General features: G+C 42.7%; 21 protein-coding genes, 1 pseudogene and 1 riboswitch. Of the genes and pseudogenes, 14 read left to right on the forward strand and 8 right to left on the reverse strand.

Translation table 11 applies throughout. The features are described 5' to 3' along the window. The first annotated feature begins 188 nt into the window (after positions 1–188). Positions 189–446, forward strand: a complete 258-nt coding sequence (locus BVG16_RS13045) for a hypothetical protein (RefSeq protein ID WP_078499123.1) — start codon at positions 189–191, stop codon at positions 444–446. 379 nt (positions 447–825) lie between these two features. Here the strand turns inward: BVG16_RS13045 and BVG16_RS13050 are convergent, their stop codons facing one another. Continuing rightward, positions 826–1893, reverse strand: a complete 1068-nt coding sequence (locus BVG16_RS13050; protein WP_078499580.1) for a M42 family metallopeptidase — start codon at positions 1891–1893, stop codon at positions 826–828. Positions 1894–2403: 510 nt separating this feature from the next. Here BVG16_RS13050 and BVG16_RS32435 point away from each other — a divergent pair. Further along, positions 2404–2733, forward strand: a complete 330-nt coding sequence (locus tag BVG16_RS32435) for a hypothetical protein (RefSeq protein ID WP_144027383.1) — start codon at positions 2404–2406, stop codon at positions 2731–2733. Continuing rightward, positions 2663–3115 carry a BadF/BadG/BcrA/BcrD ATPase family protein gene (locus BVG16_RS13055; protein ID WP_158081690.1) on the forward strand — a complete coding sequence of 151 codons (453 nt, stop codon included), beginning with the start codon at positions 2663–2665 and terminating at the stop codon, positions 3113–3115. The genes BVG16_RS32435 and BVG16_RS13055 overlap by 71 nt, the downstream gene beginning before the upstream one ends. 295 nt (positions 3116–3410) lie before the next feature. On the opposite strand, the gene BVG16_RS13060 is transcribed toward BVG16_RS13055, so the two are convergent. Next, a complete protein-coding gene (locus BVG16_RS13060; RefSeq protein WP_078499125.1) occupies positions 3411–5543 on the reverse strand; it encodes a fibronectin type III domain-containing protein in 2133 nt (710 codons plus the stop codon). Positions 5544–6081: 538 nt separating this feature from the next. After that, a riboswitch (cyclic di-AMP (ydaO/yuaA leader) is annotated at positions 6082–6213 on the forward strand. A 4-nt stretch (positions 6214–6217) separates the two neighbouring features. Here BVG16_RS13060 and BVG16_RS13065 point away from each other — a divergent pair. The 5 genes from BVG16_RS13065 (at position 6218) to BVG16_RS13085 (ending at position 9319) form a co-directional block, all read left to right on the forward strand. Then, entirely contained in the window at positions 6218–6685 is a 468-nt protein-coding gene (locus tag BVG16_RS13065) for a C40 family peptidase (protein WP_078499126.1), read from the forward strand. A 191-nt stretch (positions 6686–6876) separates the two neighbouring features. Then, entirely contained in the window at positions 6877–7131 is a 255-nt protein-coding gene (locus tag BVG16_RS13070) for a helix-turn-helix transcriptional regulator (RefSeq protein ID WP_078499127.1), read from the forward strand. After that, positions 7128–7325, forward strand: coding sequence for a hypothetical protein (locus tag BVG16_RS13075; protein WP_078499128.1), 198 nt, complete (start codon positions 7128–7130; stop codon positions 7323–7325). Before BVG16_RS13070 ends, BVG16_RS13075 begins: the two co-directional genes overlap by 4 nt. A gap of 481 nt (positions 7326–7806) precedes the next feature. Further along, complete coding sequence (locus tag BVG16_RS13080; protein WP_408635334.1) at positions 7807–8709, forward strand: cation diffusion facilitator family transporter; 903 nt, start codon at positions 7807–7809, stop codon at positions 8707–8709. A 163-nt stretch (positions 8710–8872) separates the two neighbouring features. Next, positions 8873–9319: a GNAT family N-acetyltransferase gene (locus tag BVG16_RS13085; RefSeq protein WP_078499130.1), complete on the forward strand. Its 447-nt coding sequence runs from the start codon at positions 8873–8875 to the stop codon at positions 9317–9319. Between the two features lie 137 nt (positions 9320–9456). Here the strand turns inward: BVG16_RS13085 and BVG16_RS13090 are convergent, their stop codons facing one another. The 3 genes and pseudogenes from BVG16_RS13090 to BVG16_RS13100 all read right to left on the reverse strand — a co-directional run bounded on the left by BVG16_RS13090 (position 9457) and on the right by BVG16_RS13100 (position 11762). Next, positions 9457–10221 (reverse strand): SDR family oxidoreductase, encoded by a 765-nt coding sequence (locus BVG16_RS13090; protein WP_078499131.1) that lies wholly within the window; start codon positions 10219–10221, stop codon positions 9457–9459. Between the two features lie 143 nt (positions 10222–10364). Further along, a pseudogene (locus tag BVG16_RS13095) lies at positions 10365–10886 on the reverse strand (alpha/beta fold hydrolase); the annotation flags it as partial. Positions 10887–10949: 63 nt separating this feature from the next. Then, a complete protein-coding gene (locus BVG16_RS13100) occupies positions 10950–11762 on the reverse strand; it encodes a DUF4097 family beta strand repeat-containing protein (protein ID WP_078499132.1) in 813 nt (270 codons plus the stop codon). Positions 11763–12106: 344 nt separating this feature from the next. Between BVG16_RS13100 and BVG16_RS13105 the strand changes: the two genes are divergently transcribed. Then, positions 12107–12487: a VOC family protein gene (locus tag BVG16_RS13105; RefSeq protein WP_078499133.1), complete on the forward strand. Its 381-nt coding sequence runs from the start codon at positions 12107–12109 to the stop codon at positions 12485–12487. Between the two features lie 93 nt (positions 12488–12580). Here BVG16_RS13105 and BVG16_RS13110 read toward each other — a convergent pair whose 3' ends face one another. Next, positions 12581–13462 (reverse strand): pentapeptide repeat-containing protein, encoded by an 882-nt coding sequence (locus tag BVG16_RS13110; protein ID WP_078499134.1) that lies wholly within the window; start codon positions 13460–13462, stop codon positions 12581–12583. A 112-nt stretch (positions 13463–13574) separates the two neighbouring features. After that, the gene (locus BVG16_RS13115; protein WP_078499135.1) at positions 13575–13922 is read right to left on the reverse strand and encodes an EamA family transporter; all 348 of its coding nucleotides are present in this window, start codon (positions 13920–13922) and stop codon (positions 13575–13577) included. A gap of 176 nt (positions 13923–14098) precedes the next feature. Here BVG16_RS13115 and BVG16_RS13120 point away from each other — a divergent pair, with 176 nt between their 5' ends. After that, positions 14099–14491, forward strand: a complete 393-nt coding sequence (locus BVG16_RS13120) for a CopG family transcriptional regulator (RefSeq protein WP_198957460.1) — start codon at positions 14099–14101, stop codon at positions 14489–14491. 26 nt (positions 14492–14517) lie between these two features. Beyond that, positions 14518–15975, forward strand: coding sequence for a serine hydrolase (locus tag BVG16_RS13125; RefSeq protein ID WP_078499136.1), 1458 nt, complete (start codon positions 14518–14520; stop codon positions 15973–15975). A 75-nt stretch (positions 15976–16050) separates the two neighbouring features. On the opposite strand, the gene BVG16_RS13130 is transcribed toward BVG16_RS13125, so the two are convergent. Then, a complete protein-coding gene (locus BVG16_RS13130; RefSeq protein ID WP_233147028.1) occupies positions 16051–16389 on the reverse strand; it encodes a winged helix-turn-helix transcriptional regulator in 339 nt (112 codons plus the stop codon). A 130-nt stretch (positions 16390–16519) separates the two neighbouring features. Between BVG16_RS13130 and BVG16_RS13135 the strand changes: the two genes are divergently transcribed. From BVG16_RS13135 to BVG16_RS13145, 3 genes are all read left to right on the forward strand, one after another. Continuing rightward, the gene (locus BVG16_RS13135) at positions 16520–17710 is read left to right on the forward strand and encodes an MFS transporter (protein ID WP_078499138.1); all 1191 of its coding nucleotides are present in this window, start codon (positions 16520–16522) and stop codon (positions 17708–17710) included. A gap of 51 nt (positions 17711–17761) precedes the next feature. Next, entirely contained in the window at positions 17762–18148 is a 387-nt protein-coding gene (locus BVG16_RS13140) for a hypothetical protein (protein WP_078499139.1), read from the forward strand. A gap of 221 nt (positions 18149–18369) precedes the next feature. Continuing rightward, positions 18370–19149, forward strand: a complete 780-nt coding sequence (locus tag BVG16_RS13145) for a class I SAM-dependent methyltransferase (protein WP_078499140.1) — start codon at positions 18370–18372, stop codon at positions 19147–19149. Positions 19150–19288 lie beyond the last annotated feature (139 nt).

Raw genomic sequence — 19288 nt, forward strand, 5'->3', positions numbered from 1 at the left:
STRCSSATNDATACTNTRYCHNAGCDAGCCGCGTTGCGCTAACGGGCAGGATTACGTGGTAGAGGTTAAGGGTATTTCAAAAATACAATATGTACGAAAAAAGTTAATTTAAGCGAATATACTTAAGAATATTGCTGAGGGAAATGGTGTGGTTGAAAGCAAATGATTGAAATTTAGAGGAGGCCGAGATGGATAGTTTTGGATTTGTGTGTTTAATCACTCTAACACTAATAGTTATTGCAGCCTTTTATGCATTTGTATTTTTGGACTTTATCAATCCAAGTGCTCTTCAAGTTCAACTATTAGGTGTACATATTATACTGTTCGGAGTGATTGTTTTATTGGCATTTGAAGGTTCTTCTGGATATGGATTTACTTTTGGGTTAATTGGGCTTATTACAGGAATTTTTGGATCATTTAGAGAACCCAAAGAGTCCAAAAATTGAAAGTTGATTGAACTAACGGGACACGATAGATCAATAAAAGACAGAGTAACGGCAGCCTTATTCAGCTGCCGTTTTACGGGCAGGATAGTTGAAAATTGTACGTCGACAAGAACTTAAGGACCAGGAATACGTCCCCCTTTTCCTCTAGGAACTGAATTCCAGACCGATCACTGGATTCATGAAAATACTCTCCCTCTCATAAATCGACGGGTTATATACCCAAGGGAACGATCGATCTGCCTCGCCTACTGACAAATACACCACAAAAATAAAAGTGGTCAACCAAGAACTGGCTGACCTCATAATACGAAGGAGTACGATAGTTCAATTGTTCGATCGCACGTGGCACCAAATAGTGAAGACGGCGTGCAGTCGCTCTTTACCCTTGGCCGAATGTAAGTTCCTTCACTTTGTTTTTATCCAATCGTTTGATTACTTCGGTGATCAGCTTCACGGCATTTTCGAAATCTTCGCGGTGGAGAATCGCCGCATGCGAGTGAATATATCGCGTTGGAATACAAATCGCAAGCGACGGTACGCCGCCAGCTGTCACGTGAATGGCGCCTGCATCGGTGCCGCCTCCCGCGGTATAGTCGAATTGATAAGGAATGCCGAGCTCATCCGCTGTGTCGGTTACGAAGTTGCGTAGTCGGCGATGCGAGATCATCGATCCGTCAAAAATGAGAATTTGCGGCCCTTTGCCCAGTTTGCCCAAGGCATCCTTCTCGCTCACACCTGGCGTATCGCCGGCGGTCGCTACGTCTACCGAGAAACCGATATCTGGTTGAATGATATTTGTGGCCGTTTTCGCTCCGCGTAAGCCGACTTCCTCTTGAACGGTGCCGACACCATAAACGGTATTCGGATGCTCACCGTCTTTCAATTGCTTCAGTACATCGATCGCGATGGCACAGCCGATGCGGTTATCCCATGCTTTGGCCATCAGCAGTTTTTCATTTTTCATCACGGTAAATTCGCAAACCGGTACGATGGAGTCGCCCGGGCGAACGCCGAACTCCGTAGCTTGCGCTTTGCTTTCCGCGCCGATATCAATGAACATCTCTTTTTTGTCAACTGGATTTTTGCGTGCTTCCGGCGATAAAATATGCGGCGGTTTCGAACCGATCACACCGGGAATGTTCCCCTTGCGTGTCATGACGGTCACCCGCTGGGCTTGCATCACTTGCTCCCACCAGCCGCCGAGCGGTTGGAAGTATAGGAAGCCTTTGTCGTCGATCCGCGTCACCATGAAACCGATTTCATCCAAATGTCCGGCTACCATAATTTTAGGGCCGTCCGGGGCCGTGCCCGTTTTTTTGGCGATCAAGCTGCCGAGATGATCAACCGTCACTTCGTCAGCGTAAGGGGCAATGTGCTCCCGCATAACGTCGCGCACTTCGTCTTCGTGACCTGGTACGCCGTTGGCGTCGGTTAGGGCTTTTAACATTTGCAAGGTAGAATCCAAGGATACTCCTCCTCCATTATTATTGACTATCAAACTAATTATATATGACTATACAGATCAAGTCATTAACTGGAAAGCGATCGCCTTATTCCGCTGCACACAGTCCCATTTTGCTGTCTTGCCTCGGCACGTTTTCGAAGAGTTCGCCTTTAACTAGGGGAGGGTTATTTATTGAAAAAATGCAATTTAGTAACGTGAGAAGGGGAGTATGGGGACTGACCAATACAATATAATTCTTCAAAATTTTATAGAAGAATTGAGATGGAAAGGGAGCATTCTTTTAAGCCTTGGTGGAATAATATTTATCATTTGCGTACTTACTTTATTATTCAAGAACAGATCAAGATTAGCTAACGGGACACACTAGTGTAATACTATAGTGGGAGGAGCTTGCTTTATAGAGGCTCCTTTTTCTTTTGTTGAAGTAACGAGCTTGCTTATGCGGAGGGTGGCTGTGCTTCCAAATATAAGGACGAGAACGCGTCTGATCATGTGAAAGCTGCTATTGAGGATGCACTTGCGAAGGCAGGGCGAGTTGCAACTGATGTGGCCATGCTTGTTGCTGGAATTGCAGGCTACGAATCAGAAGCTGATGATGCATGGATTATACCTTTTACCGACTTGCCGGGACTCCATTGTCCAAAGCTGCACTTGAATGACTCGGATATTGCTCACGCCGGAGCGCTTCAGAATAGGCCAGGTATTATTGCGATCGCGGGAACGGGCACCATGATCATGGGCATCAATGAATATGGCAGGCGGATCAGAAACTCAGATTATCATCAATACGCGTATAGTGCTGCAATATTTGCAAGTGAGTAGCTTGGAGCAGTTGCAGGAGCTTGCTCGACAGGGCTTCCATCCCGATACGATGAAGCGCAATCAATTGTTCGGGCAGTTCGCTCCACAAGTCACGAGGGCCGCAGAACAGGGCAGCAGTGTTGCAAGACGTGTATGCAACCGCGCTGCAGAGCAGCTCCGATTGGGTATTGAGCTTGTCGGCTCCAACTTTGCTCAACGCAACGTTGAGGTCGCGTTAATCGGCAGTGTCATCTGCAGCCCCTATATGAGCGGTAAGCTGACAGAATTGCTCATGGCAAATCCAATTAAGCAATATCGCGTGGTTGAAACGCAATTGCAGCCCGTAGTCGGTGCCATTCTTCTGGCCTATAAGGAGCTGGGAATCCCTACAAACAAACGGTGAAGTTGAATGTGAAACGGATATCCTATCTGGATATTTAGCGGAGGGCAGCAGTTGTGAATTCAACCAAATTGTTTGCTCAACTAAATGACAGTACAATCAGGTTATTATCTAACTATTTACTTTCCTCTAAATTAAGAAGGGGGCACAACATCGTGTTGTGCCCCTTTTTTATTTCTACGGAGGTCTGTTCGGTGACTAAATAAGGAGGTAGTTAAATGTAATTCAGGAATTGAAAATGTACCGAACGATCTATCGACAAGGCACTGTTATAGACGAATCGGCAGGCAGCTGCAGCTTAGAAGACCAGCAAACTACTGGCCGCTTGTACAATCCCGCTTGTGATCGTGTCAATACCCTCCGTTATAACTGCTTGGGATAGATTTAACGGTTTGATCTGCTTGATTGCCTGTTTCCCTGCATTCACCAAGTCTAGTAGCAGCAACGTTTGCTCTTCGTGCGTTGTCGCGTCCTTAAGCTTGCTGTGTGCTTCACCCAGCTTGCTTTCGAAAGCATTCATTATGCTCTGGAAAATTACGCTTTGGTCTTTGTCAGGGATGATAGTCACTTCTTTCTGGAAAATAACTTTATTCACTCCACTATAGGGATTGACGAGCGCCGCTTGAATAACCGCGGTTGCAGTATACGCCTCTTCAGGAATAGAGACGACGCCGTCTGGCGTGATACTGAAATGGGAGCTTCCGGATACCTTATTCCATTTTAGCGCTTGCGGCGGAATGTCAATAGAGGATACCTTCAAGCTATAATTGTGCTGATGGCCATCGCTGCTAACTTTAACCGACTCCTGGGCCATTAAGCGGATATAAGCAATTGTCAACGCATGAACGGCCGGCCCGTCATGTTTCAGCCTTTGCTGGAAATTTAGTAAAGTCGACTGAACATCATGAGCAGTGACGTTAAGATTTCTCAAAATCGAGCTGATTTTGTAATAGCTTGTTTGACTAAGCTGATTCGTTATTGCTTTCATCAGGACGTCCGTCATTTTCTGATGATCGCCTAGAAGACCAAAAAGTTCGATGGGAGACAATTCCGAGAGATAATATAGAACATGGCCTTCGATCCCTCTGAGATTGTTGCCATCCCCGAAAATGAATGAGAGAGTATCCTCCATCGTGAGGTTTGTTTCTCCACCTGCCACAGCTAGAGTATTCAATGTCCATAGAAATTCGGGATCAGACAAGATGGTTTTTAACGCGGATTCCTGTTGATCGTATGGGAGCGAACCAATCGTCACAATGATATGAAACAGCTTCCTTTTCAACTCAGCCTTGTCAACAGATGCAGGCAGCTTGAGTTTGATTTTGTTCCAGATCGGATCAATCAAGGATTGGTCGGTTATCTCGTCCAGTTCGGCAAATTCAGAACTTAGCCTGCGCACATCCTCTACATCTGCCGGATCACCTGTGTCAAGAGCTGCACGAATTTTGTTGCTCCGTTCCAGGAACGGCGTTCCCGCCTCGTATTTTACGGAAAAGCTGCTGGTGTACTGCGTTTTATTACCGTCGTTATCCGTGGCAAAGATTAGAAGGGAATGCGTACCGCTTGGCAATCTGGGAGCGATCGCGGTCAGCGTCTCAGATGCTTCGTCATAACTGAACGGCACCATCCTATTGTCGATCCCGACCATACTCATGCTTAGATTTATGCCTGAGTCCTCATCATATACTTTGGCCGTGATCCTCGGCCAGGCCGTCGTTAAGCTATCGCCATCAGCGGGAAACACCGATTCGATAATCGGGTTTATACGATCCTGTGGGAATGTTGACACGGAAGCGGTAGGGCCGTCCGTTGTCCAACTGCCGTCAGAGCGCTTCGCCTCCACTTTAAAGGAGTACGCGGTATTTGGCCTCAGATTCGTTGCATCGAATGAGGTTATATTTCCGTTCACAGCTCCAATGAGTATGCCATTTCCATATATTCTGTAACCCAAGCTCTCTTTGGCAGGCGTCCATGATAAACGGAGTGAATCCGCTTCGATATTCGCTGCTTCCAAGACGCTATTTTCCCATACTGAAAGCCTCACGTTGAAGCTTCCGTTGTATTCCTGCAATAATTTCTTATCATGGTCTAAGACACGAATGCTTAAGGAATGGGTACCGTTTTGCAAATTAGAACAATACGAAAACACCATACCATGCACATAATTCGGCTCTATAAGTTGTTGGTCATCAACCATGATAATGATCGAACCCGTATCTGTTATTGGAATCCCAAGTGTAAAGCTGATGAGCGTAAAGCTCTCGGTTATCATTGCGCCGTCTGCCGGACTCACGCTACCGATAATGGAAGTTGGATCAGCTGCTTCTTGAGTGCCTGCCCGCTCTTCCGCATAGACCAACTGGGGAACGAAAAGCATGACCAATAAGCCTACAATGAGCAAGTTCGGCATCCTTAATCGAAACGTTTTCATAATTTCCTCCTTAATCGTACGAATTTATTATTCATTTCGTGTAATAATATACCATTATAGTTCTCGTTTTGAATAACTTTTTTTATTTCAATTTTGAGCCAATGTATGCGTCATTTCCTTTGGTCGAGTGGATCCGTTCTTCTTCAATTTACCTCAACCCGATGGCTAATTGAATGGGAAGCCTGGTCAATCGTAATAAGTTTAGTTATAAATATTGTCCTAACTGTCATGGGAATAATTCCCTCAGTGGCTCTAACCAAGAACTTATGGATAATATTCTCAGGTTAATTATTACATTTTTGTTTCTGTTATTGGTGTATATCGGTATTCGTTTAGACAGGAAAGAAAAAGAGGATAGACCCCACGAATAGGAATTGATTTGCCTTTTGAGAGGATATTTTCTTTATAAAAGGCCATAAAAAGTGCATTATATTACATAGTAGTGTAGAAAACATTTAGATTAAAATTAAAAATATTAAATTTGAGAAAAGGTTGACATCGATTTCTAGGTATATTAAAGTGTAAGTAGTTACAAAATATTAACCAATTGCCGAATTTCGTTTTGAAAACGGGGGAACCATCCCGGGTGAATTATTCTTGTATGCAAGAGAATATAGGGAACCTTTAACCGAACCCTCAGCTAACTCCGTAGGCATTGAAGGGAGAACAAGGTTCTGAAGAAACTCATCTTATCTTTACTAGGAGCTGCAGTTATATTCACGGCCACTGCACCAAGTACATTTGCAAGTGAGGTTAAGCTAGAAAGTGAAGTGAATCACGTACTGGGGACACCATATTTATGGGGTGGTACTACTGTTGCAGGGTTTGATTGTACTGGATTTATCTTGTATGTAATGAAAAAGTTTAATGTGTATGACCTACCGCGCACATCGCAGTCACAGGCTAAAGTAGGGGCACCGGTAGCTAAAAAGAACCTACGAACAGGAGATTTAGTGTTTTTTAATACCTTAGGTACGGGTATCTCCCATGCAGGAATTTACATAGGTGACAATCAATTCGCTCACTCCTCTAGCAGTAAGGGAGTAAGAATAAGCAAGTTAACGGAAACGTACTACAAAGATCGTTATATTACAGCTCGGCGTGTAGTAGATGAAAAGAGTTATCATAAAATGATGAATTAGTGTATGCATGAAAAAGGACAAGCCTGATCTAAAAAGTACCCCATAGAGTAGACACCTAAAAAAGGTCTACTCTATGGGGTACTTTTCTATATACTTATTGTTCAACTTTAATTACTTTGGAATGGGCTGCAACCCTTTTTACCTTTGTACCATGTAAAGATATCTTTACGTAAAAAGGTGACTTAGTTATAATGAAAGTAAAGATATCTTTACTTCAAAAGTTGGTGAATAGGATAGTCCACAATAAGATCCGTGATCTAAGAAATAAAAACAATATTACTCAACTTCAATTGGCTCAGGACTTGCAGGTAACTAGGCAAACAATAATTGCGATCGAGAACAATCACTATAATCCAAGTTTAGAATTATCGCTTAAAATTGCACGTTATTTTAACGTAAGCGTTGAAGATGTATTTACTCTCGATGATAAGGGGGAATCTTTGTGAACAAGCGAAAGGGAGTCATTCGTTTCTGGCTTTTACTTCTTGGGTTATTGATCGCTTTTGTTATCATTTCTATCATTGAACGTACTATTCAATGGGAACTTTTTATTGCGATCATGATGGGTTCTGGGACGGCTGAAATGGTGAGGAGAAGAAAGCAAAAAAAGAAGGGACGCCCGAGGTGGATGAGAGAGTAAAATTTCTAATGCAGAAATACATGAATATCATTTTCATATTCGCTTTCGTTGCCTTAACGGGGTATTTGTTAATTAACAAATATTTGGGTTATACAACCATTCCAATAAATCAGCTTTTCATCTTTAATTTGCTGGTTTTATTCGCTCTTTCTATTACAGCCATTATCGCGAAACGTTAGTTCTATACTTTTATTTATTCTTGTCGAAAATCGAAAATGCTTAATTTTAACTAACCGCCACTACGGTTAGTTTTTTTTGTATAGACATATATTGTGAAGCTAGAATTATGCGGAAATTCCATCCCAAGAACTTGTTGGGATTTTTGGTCTAACTCAACATTGTTTACCCCTGCTTATACTTAAGGACTATCACAAAACTGTTTCTCTAGACCCACACATACTCAATCAATTATGATTATTATCGTTGTCGTGTAAAGATCATTCTCATGTATAACGATAAGGGAAATAAAAGGGGTATGACTGTGAACCATCAAAAAGTAGCATCAAATGTTATTGCGATTTGGATAAGCTTAATAAGTAATTTACTTTTAACTGGCATGAAGCTTATCGTAGGTTTTGTATTCCATAGCCAGGTATTAATAGCAGACGGTGTTCATAACGCAGGGGATGTTATCGCAACAATGGCTGCTTTAGGTTCAGCGAAAGTAGCTCAAAAGCCTGCCGACGATGACCATCCGTACGGACATGGTAAAAGTGAGCTGATTGGTTCCGCAATGGTAGCAATTATTATGGCTCTTGCTGCGATCTTTATCGCTTATCACTCGATTGAGTCATTTTTTCATACAGCGGCTGAAGTAAGTTTTGTTGCGTTAATTGCTGCAGTCATTTCGTTGATTTGGAAACAGTGGCTGTACATTTATTGCATGAAACTTGGCAAAGAGACAAACAGCAAAAGCCTTGAGGCAACAGCGTTTGACCATCTGGCTGATGTTTATGCTTCAATTGCAGCAGTTGTTGGGATTGGTGCAGCAATCATTGGTGACAAGTACGATATTGATTTCTTGAGATATGGAGATGCTGCGGCAGGTGTAATTGTTGCATATTTTGTATTAAAACTTGCATATCACATGGGCAAAGAAGCTGTTGATGTGTTGATGGAAAAGACTGTCTCCCCGGAAAAGCTAAAGGAGTACGAAAAACTTGTTTTTTCTGTTCAGGAAGTAAAACGTATTGACCGACTTCGCGCACGAGAGTTCGGCCAATACGTAATGATTGACGTTCGCGTTGGAATACCGGCTGAATTAAGCGTTCAGGAAGGTCATGATGTATCCCGGAAAATCAAGCAAACAATCATGGAACACCATAATGATGTAGAAGAAGTATTAATTCATTTAAATCCATGGTACGAAGGAGAAAATATGTAAAATTAGAGAAAAGACTTGAAGAAACTTGGTGCATATTATGAATGGCCTCTATAACTCGGGTTTAGGTTTACGTTGCTAGTGCAAACGTAGTGCCTTGCCAAAATATGCAAAGGCGTCTACCATTATTTCAAGGTGTCTGTGATGAAATAGGAGGCGATCTAAAATCAAAGAAAAAAATGTTAGGGAAATCAGGGTAACGGATTATCATGATATTTTTTTGTTAAACCAAGACTTTAACCCAAATCTATCTCTATTTTCTGAAGAAAAAGTAAAAGAGAAGATTGAAATCATTACGAAGGAAACAAAAGATATTGTCTTTGTTTGTGAAGAAAACAATGAGGTAATCGGATATATACATGGCAGTCCATATGAATTACTTTTTTCTGACTCTTTAGTTAACGTACTCGGATTTGTTGTTAAAGATAAGTATAGAAATCAAGGTGTAGGTAGCATGTTGATTGAGCGTCTTGAACTGTGGGGAAGAAACAATGGGTTTTCTGGGATTAAACTATTATCCCACCCAAGTCGAACACATGCTCACAGGTTTTATGAACGACGTGACTATATGTTTACAAAGGACCAAAAAAATTTTATAAAAAAGTTCAAATAACATGAGCTCAATGAGCAACTAGGACGAGGCTGCTGGCACAAACCAGCAACCTTGTTACTGAAGGACGGGGCACCATAGTGAAATAAATGAAGGGTTTGGAAGCCTAGCTTTTCAGCTAGGTTTCCAAACCCGTTCATTTACAGATGGGATCCGCCACTTGCATCAATCAATTGGCCGGTTACCCAACGGCTGTCTGATGAGGCGAGAAAAGCAGCAATATTCGCCACATCTTCAGGCTCCCCCCACCTTTTGAAGGTTGAAAGACCAGCGGCAAATTTCTGTCCATTGGGATCTTGCAATGTCCCGGCATTCATCTCTGTATTAATAATGCCAGGTTGGATGGCATTCACCGTAATATTACGGCTCCCAAGTTGCTGAGCCAAAACACGCGTAAGTGTGTCGATTGCCCCCTTCGACATACTGTAGGCGAAAACACTAGGGGAGGCCACGCGTGTAACAAACGATGAAATATTGATAATGCGACCTCCATCTTTTAGACGCGGCAAAGCTTGCTTGGTAATAAACAGCGGGGCTTTGACATTAATGTTCATGACTTCGTCAAAAGATTCCTCTGTTGTCTCTTCTATGGTTACAATTTGACCGATTCCAGCGTTATTCACAAGAATATCAAACCGATGATCGCCGGTACGTTCCCGAAGGGATTCATCCAATGTTGCATATAAATCATGAATGCCGTCAAGGGTACTTAAGTCAGCGCCGATCGTGAATGCGGTACCTCCATTTTGCTCAATCTTATGAACCACTTCCTCTGCTTCATTTTGTCTTTTTCCATAGTGTACTGCGACGACTGCGCCCTCCTGTGCCAGACGTAATGCAATGCCACGACCAATTCCCCGGCTTGCACCGGTTACCACAGCGATTTTACCTTTCAACTTACTCATGCCTTCATCTCCTTGTTTGTAATTCATGTTTAGTTATATCACAAGGTGATGTTTGAAATGTTGCTCTCTCATTCGGTATGAAAGAAAAAATAGCAAGACTTACGAATCATCCTGACGAGGAATTATTAGTATTATGCAAATGTATCCGCTATCGATTGCAACTGCTCGACGTCGGCTGTATTACCGCTTAGTTTTGCTTGCTCCAGTGTGAAATTCAAACCATCTATTTCACTCTCTACGATATCAGCCATCTGACCAATTCCAATATAGGCTTCATATTTTTCAGGAGCCTGATACGCTGCCTGCATAGCAATATAGGTTCCAAAAGAATGCCCAATCAAAATAACCTTCTTTTTATCAAAACGATCGGATATGTAATCTGTCAAAGCCAATAAGTCTTTCACTAATAGATCTGTCGAAAGGCTGGAATAATCTTCTCCAAAGTGATAAGATTTCCCCGCGTCTCTTTGGTCGTAATGTACAACCGTAAAATGCTTTTCTAACTCCTCTTGGTATTTGGTTACATACGGTATTTCCGGAACGCCGGGTCCCCCATGTACAAAAATGACACTGGGATTGGCCTTGTCCTGAGCGCGTATCATCAATTCATGACCGGTGCCATTAATTTCGACTTGCTTCAGTTCGCTTATGCTGTTTTCTCCTTTTCTTGCTTTTTTCATAATATTATCTCCGTAACCTAGTATGAATGTTTATGTAAACCTTCGTCCTTAATTCTTGAACAGAATATCGCCCACTTGTGTGGAAATGTTGAGCGTTGCACTCTCGGATTGAACCTCGCCCACATATCCATGAAGTTCATTGGAAACAACCATTGTGGTTTTTGTTTCTTTATCAAGAGGAACCTGATTATCGATGTTTCCTAGTTGTGTTGATAGATTTACATATATAGGTGCTGAAGGATCAGGTAGAGCGAATACGACGTTACCAAGGTCAGTGGATATGTTACTGCTTTCCATGCCAATTACATTGGTTACGGATATGTTGCCAGCACTGCTGCTCACATCTAAGTGTTGGACCGACAATTCTGATTCAACGGATATGTTGCCAAATTCATTATCTATTTCAAGGGATTTGAAGTCTTTATAAGGAAGACGTATCGTTAATGATGGCAAGGGCCCCGTATTTATGATCCTCTTTTTTTTCTGTTGAAGATTAATCTGTAAGGTTCCATCTTTAATCGACGTGGTAACTTTGGTATCCATTCCCTTTGAATTGCCTTTCGATAGTTCCCATTCCGCTTGATTGATTTGTTTGCCGCCTATGATCGTAACTGTAGCAGCGTTACTCTGAATTTTTAGGGAATGAATGTTACTTACATCTATTTGAGAAATATCCTCTTTTACTGCATTCGAGACATTTCTGATGTCCGATGTTTCTAAATTTACAATGTTCGTCTGTATAGATGAGTTATGTTGGGATGAGCTTGGTGCACGAGTGACGGAGGATTCTTTCGTACAGCCGACGAGTCCGATACTGGCAGCGGCCAGGAGAATCATAGCTAACTTCATGTGGTTGTTCAAACGTTTATCTTCCTTTCTTCTGCATATGCTAAACAGATCGTCATTTTATATCACATGGATCCGTTTGTATATTCATCGTACAGTGGTTAGAAAGATTTGGTAACGGGCTTAGGTTTGAATAAGAACTGGACTTTTGTCTAGGGAACCTACTCCTTTAGGGGCACATGATGAATCGAATCCTTGATGTTGAGAAATTCAATTTTATGTAGCAAAAAATTGTTGAATAACCGTTTATTCGGTATAATTATGGAGTAATGCTATGAACTTCAACTTCGAAGTATAAGGGTTGCCGAAAAGAAAATAATAGGAATAAGAACTGCACGAGCAGAAAGGGAGAGAAGCACATGATCAATAAAATCGGTCAAATTATGCTTTATGTTAATAACCAAGACGAGGCTGTGCGATTTTGGACAGAAAAAGCAGGGTTTAGCGTCATTTCTGAAGAAGATAATGGCCAAGGAATGAGATGGATCGAGATTGCTCCGACCAAAGAAGCAGCAACGAGCATCGTGCTACATAACAAGGAACTCATTGCTAAAATGCAGCCTGAGTTAAATTTGAATACACCTTCGATTTTGTTTTTCTCGGATAATCTCGATGCATTGTATAAAGATTTTTCGGATAAAAACATCACTGTCGGAGAATTGGTGAATATGCCTTCAGGTCGGGTATTTAACTTTGCTGATCATGAAAACAATTACTTTGCCATTATGGAAAAGAAGTAGTTTAGTGCAGAGCTTATGGTTTGAATAGATCGAAACAGTCCGCGTGACGGTCATCGAGTGCCTTTTAGGCGTCCAATGACCGTCACGCTTTTTTTATGCTCCGATGGTCGTCCAGTGGGGAGGAGGAGTTAATGACGAGGGCAATTGGGTATGGGTGTCGCCTTTTGCCGCGTTGATTTGGGCTTGAGAGAGAAAGATACTCTCACTAAGATTGGCACCGCTAAGATTCGTATCTCGGAGATCCGCTCCAATGAGATCTGCCCCTCGTAGGTCTGCATTCCGCAAATCTGCTGCAATCAGGTATGCCCCTCTGAGGTTAGCGCCTCGGAGATCGGCACCTTTGAGCTTAGCACCCATCAGGTCTGCGCCTCGGCCGTAGGTTTTCTTGCGACCCGTACGGGAATTTTTCGTATGGCTTTCAATATCGGCTCGTACAAGTTCACTGGTCCGAAGGAGAAGAACGTTAATTTTTGCACGGTATGCTGACACATCCAGTTCTAGAAGAGCGTCTGGACTGAGATCCGTGAGGCGTTCTGTCTCTTCCAGCGCCAAGCAGAGTTCACTATGAATCGGACGGGCTGCTTGTAATGTCATTGCTTCATTCAGATACCAGAGTAATTCATGAAGCTGCCACATGGTGGGGAACACGGCATACATTTCCTTTGCCGATTCCGGGGCTTGCCGCCAGTCACGTCCACCATAGGTCACTTGAGAAACCTTTTGCCCCGCGCCGAAGCAGTCGTATACGGTGCAACCTCGGAATCCTCGCTGTCTCAGGCTTGTATGAACCCCGCATCGGAAGTCCGATTGTAAATTATTGCAGGGTTGACCGGCGTTTTTGTCCATCGCGAAATCTACAGAAGCTGCGAAGGGCAGCGCTACACAACATAATCCGAAGCAATTCTCGCAGTCGGCTTGCAAGTTTTCTCGGTTGCTGCTCGTTATAGGTGCTGAATTTTCGTAATTCTTAGTCATTGATTGTCCTACCTTTATAATTCAAGAATGGTCATTAATTCTTATATATTAGTACTGATTAATTTTGCCGTCAATTCTTATGCCGTTGTGATTCTACGAACTCGCTTGCCTTTTATTTTTGTTTGACAAGGATAACCCCAATAATAATAACTCCGATACCGATCCACGTTTTCCAGTTGGGGATTTCTTTCAGGAAGAGATAGCCCATTAGCAAGGAAATCAAGATCTCCAAACACTTCCCCGCGATCAGAGCAAAACTTAAATTCGCGGCTGATTTATAGCCAAACAAGACCCCATACCCGATTGACATATTTGCGATTAAAAAAAGAGGGAGCATTTGGAGTTGAAACTTTAATGTGATCCAAAAATGCGGATCGATGTGCTTGCTTTGATAGGAAAAAATCAGATTGATAACCGACAAGCCTCCGAATAGGAGAGCAAAACTATACACGTATAACATACGATCCTCCTGACGGTGTAGTAAGGATGCTCTATAAAAAGCTTCCTTCAGACATTAATGTTTACCTAAGGAAACTTTTTTATCCATGGGCAGAAATTTAATCAATCATGATGATGTGGAATATTTATCTAATATATGCGATAATACCATCCATACGGATGTTGGAGGGATGTTCATTGGCTGATACTGAGAAAATAACGATTAACCTAGGACCTGTTGATCTTGGTCAAATTGATTTACTTGTGGATCAAGGATTCTATACCAATCGCACGGATTTTATTAGAATCGCGATCCGGAACCAACTGCAGAATCATGCGTCTGAAGTGAAGCAATATACTTCGGATAAGTTTTTTGTCATGGGTGTGCTGGAGTTTGATGCGGCAGAACTGGAAGCTCGGAAGAGAGAAGGGAAACAGCTCGATATCAGGTTGGTTGGCGCTTTACTGATCGCTAACGATGTGACACCCGAATTAGCCCGAGAGACATTTGATAAGCTGAAATTATTCGGCATGCTTAGAGCGCCTGCAGGAGTCAAACAAGTTCTCAATGAGATTAGCAAACGCAGTTAAAGATTCTATCATAAAGGAGCTTACCCATGGGAGATGCTATGAAATCACTGCAAAATATTCATTCATTTATTGAACAGCAGATGAATGTATGGAAAGTACCTGGACTTGCCGTTGTGGTTATCAAGGATCAAGAAGTTATTATGGCGGAGGGTTTTGGTTATCGGGATGTTGAAGAAGGGCTTCGAGTTACCCCGGAAACGCTATTTGCCATTGGTTCGTCTACCAAAGCTTTTACAGCCATGTCGGCCGGAATTCTCGTCGATGAAGGGAAACTGGAATGGGATACACCCGTTCGTACGTATTTGCCGAATTTTAAAATGCACGATGCGTTCGCTACGGAACGGATCACGATTCGTGATATGTTATGTCATCGTTCCGGACTGCCAAGACATGAACTCATGTGGTACAATTCTCCGCTCACAAGGGAAGAAATGATCGAGCGTCTCCAATATTTAGAACCCAATCAGGATTTTCGATCAACTTGGCAATATCAGAACATTATGTATATGGCAGCAGGATATTTCGTAGGGCAACGATCGAATACTTCTTGGGAACAAGTTGTTCAGGACAAGATTTTCAATCCTTTACAAATGAATTCGAGCAATTTATCCGTAGAAACGTCTCAGCTTGGAGCTGATTATGCATTGCCTTATATGGATCAGGGGGATCAGGTGCAAAGAATTCCCTTCCGAAATATCGATACGATAGGACCAGCGGGCTCTATTAATTCTAATATTAAAGATATGGCAAAATGGGTCATGCTTCATCTTAATAAAGGTGTGCATCAGGGTCAACAGATTATATCTGAAGAAAACTTAGCAACCATGCATGCGCCACATATGACATGCGGTTCATCTGGCAATAAAGAACGTCCTGTATGCTGCTATGGCCTTGGATGGGGAATTGAACCCTATCGTGGTCATCACATGATTCATCATGGGGGTAACATTGATGGTTTTTCAGCCGAGGTGTCCTTTTTACCTTATGAGAACTTGGGGATCGTGATATTGTCTAATGCCTATAATAGTCCGCTTCCGATGTTACTAACGTACAATATCATGGATCGGATGTTGGGGCTCGATGAGATCGATTGGAGTCAACGGAGATTTGATGAGATGAAGCAATGGAAGGCAGCGGAAAGTACAGACGATAAAGATAATGATACTGCAGATCAGGTAACAGGGGAGGCTAAGGCCTCAACTACGCATACACTTGAAGATTATGTTGGGTTATATGAGCACCCGGGTTATGGACCATTGTCGATTGATCTGATAGATGGAAATCTTCAAGTGGAGTTTAATTCATTTCAGTTGCCGCTAAGCCGTGTATCTAATCATAAATTTGAACTGGATTTTAAGCCTTTTGGGGTTAAGACGCCAGCTTCATTTCATACCGACTCCAATGGTCGCATTGTTCTAGTGTCTATAAAGCTATTGTTGGAGCCTGGAGCTAAGGATATCGAATTTATTAAAACAGGAAAATAGTCTGCTGTACAAAAACAAAACGCCATCCTTTTCTATTATGAAGAGGTGGCGTTTTGGTGTGTTGTGAGGAGCACTTTAGCAGATTCGTTCCACATTTGATCTGAGCTTGAGATGTTCTTCTCCCCAGAGATTCATGCAGTCCATCAAAGGGATCAGACTTTCTCCATACTCGGTTAAGGAATATTCTACTTTCGGTGGGATCTCCGGGTAAATGGTTCGTTTCACCAAACCATGATTTTCTAAATCTCTCAGTTGATACGTCAAAACTTTCTGCGTAAGGCCCGGTATTAAATTTGTAAAATCGCAGAACCGTTTTGTTCCATTACGCATGTGGCATAAAAGCAAGAGCTTCCATTTTCCCTCAATGATGCCAAGGGTAACATTAGCAGCATAATCACTTTTTTCAGGTCTCAATCCTCTTACTCCTTTCACATTACTTACTTTGAAGTAAGTAACGCGGAATATTGTGCGTACTTCTCAATTTTCTATCTCTCAAGCATAATCGATTGTGCAATGAGAATCAAAGGAGAGGGAGAAAGAAAGAATGGACACAGCCATAAAAAGGAAAGAAAGCAAGTCGCATTATCCAATTGCCATCTACATGTTAATGATCAGTGCGTTCGCGATCGGCACGACGGAGTTTGTCATCATGGGACTCCTGCCTCAAGTTGCAAGTGATCTCGAAGTATCCATACGTCAAGCGGGATTGCTTGTGTCAGGCTATGCACTGGGTGTGGCATTTGGGGGGCCGATCTTAACCGTCATGACGGTACGCTTACCAAGGAAAGGGTTGCTCTTAGCTTTGATGGCATTATTCGTAGCAGCCAACATCATGAGCGCAATAGCAAATGAGTATTATGTTTTGATGATCGCACGGATTTTATCTGCATTTACACATGGTACTGTTTTTGGCATCGGATCGATCGTGGCAGCAAGATTAGTAAGTCCAGAGAAACGAGCCAGTGCGATTGCCATGATGTTCATAGGTGTAACGTTAGCCAATATCATGGGGGTTCCGATGGGGACGCTTATTGGGCAAAGCTACGGATGGCGCACCGCTTTTTGGGTTGTTGCGGTGTTGGGGATTTTTTCGATGATCACGCTGGCCATCTTCGTGCCACGGTTACAGAACCAAGAAACGCCTAGTTTTATGAAAGAAATTAGCGTACTTCGGAACCCTGAGGTATTGCGTACGCTTTTAATGACGGTCTTAGGCTTTGGCGGGGTCTTTGTCATCTTCACTTATATCACCCCTCTTCTAACGGATATAACAGGATTTCGTGAGAGCACTGTGACGATCTTGCTGCTATTATTCGGTGCAGGGTTAACGGTTGGAAATATCGTGGGCGGCAAACTGTCCGATTGGAAGCTCATGCCTTCATTGATTGGGATGTTAATGATGCTCATGCTGGTTATGGCCATATTCACGTTCACAAGTCACAACAAAATCGCTACGGTGATTACGATTTTCGTCTGGGGATTCTTCGCGTTTGGCACGGTCCCAGGATTCCAGATGCGAGTGCTGGACAAAGCGCAATCGGCGCCTAACTTAGCATCCGCGCTCAACATTGGTGCATTTAATCTTGGGGGAGCAGGGGGAGCATGGCTCGGCGGGGTCGTGCTGGAAAGTCCATTAGGACTGAAGTCTCTGCCTTGGGTAGCGGCTTTGGTCACGCTGTTAGGATTAATGCTTACGATTTGGAGTCATGTTGTGGAACGGAACAGCATGAAGTAATTATTTTCGATTCAGGGAAAACTAACCACAAAAAATGATGGAGGAATACGTATGAAGCAGCTTATCATCCTGCTCATGATTGTGATGACATGCTTGGTAGGCCCTGAGAGAGCAAATGCAAGAGCAATCCCTGACATGCCGTGTAGTGTAATCCTGGAACCTGTCGATTCAAGTGAACATAATCAAAAAGGCGTTGCACTGGTCTATAAAGTGAAACTAACACCGAGCTTCCCGCGCACCAGCATCAACATGCTTGCAAGTCATCTGTCTGAGCCCCGCAGTTACGGGGATTATGACAAGTATGAGGGGTTTGCAGGAAGAATCGACGATATTACGGCAGATTTAGCAAACAGCGTTATCGAAGTTCGGCTTTCAAATTCGAAATCTGGAAAGTTGGGGTCGGCTATTTTAAGAAATCAAATGAAGGTATGTAAATAGATGCGATTGATTTACTGGATATGACATGGATTTCACATGCTTTTCCGTATTGCCTAAATTTCCCTCCTGATGTAGGATGAAAGTATTCTATTAGAAAGTGAGTGATTATCGTGAGAGTCAGATCATTCGTTGGTGGCGCAGTTATTTGTGAGGTACGGAAGGGATAACAACTAGCCTATTCCCTTTCCGTCGAAATTCGAAAACCACGGAGGGAAAAGTATATGTCTTTCAGTAATTACGGTGAATTATGTACGGAGGTTTATGACCTAAGCAAGCAAATCGGTCAATCCATTGGCGGAGATGTAGAATATTATCTCAACAAATTAAAAAACTGTAAGGGACCCATTCTAGAAGCCATGGTTGGTTCTGGACGAGTTATCATTCCGTTACTTGAAGCGGGTCTCATTGTAGAGGGAGTAGACTATTCTCCTGAGATGCTGGCTTCCTGTCGTAAGCGTTGTGAAGCACGTGGTCTGCAGACCCATTTATATCAAGCTGATTTGACGGAGCTTTCCTTGCCGAACAAGTATGAGGCTATTATCATTCCTGGAGGATCATTTCTGTTGATTGAACAACGAGAAAAATCCTTGAAAGTTCTAAATCGCTTGTATGAGCATTTGGAACCAGGTGGTCAGCTTATTCTTGATCTATTCTTGCCCGAGAATCAAATCAATAGCTCAGATCTAGGTAAATGGAGTGGAACGGGTACGTATCACCTTCCCAATGGGGATATGATTACACTGGAAAGCAAATGTGTTGAAGCCGATTTATTCTTTCATCAATATCAAGTGAATCACTTAAAATATGAGAAGTGGCGCAATGGCACATTGATTCAAACGGAATTGCAGAGGTTTGCATTACGTTGGTACGGGGTAGAAGAATTCAAGTATATTCTCGAGCGCATCGGATTTACGGATATTCGAATCTCCGCTGATTTTGAAGATGGCAAACAACCAACGAACGGTAATCAGACCTATGTGTATCAGGCAACGAAAAAATAATTCAATTACGCTAAGAACCCCGTATTGCATGTCAATATGGGGTTCTTTTATGTATTTTTCCCGTCGTGAACGATGCGAGTAGTCCGCCTTTGGACGTCTAGGAGTGCCTCATGACATTGCGAATGTGGTGCTGTTTCTT

The organism is Paenibacillus selenitireducens (assembly GCF_002021565.1).
Lineage (GTDB): Bacteria > Bacillota > Bacilli > Paenibacillales > Paenibacillaceae > Paenibacillus_K > Paenibacillus_K selenitireducens.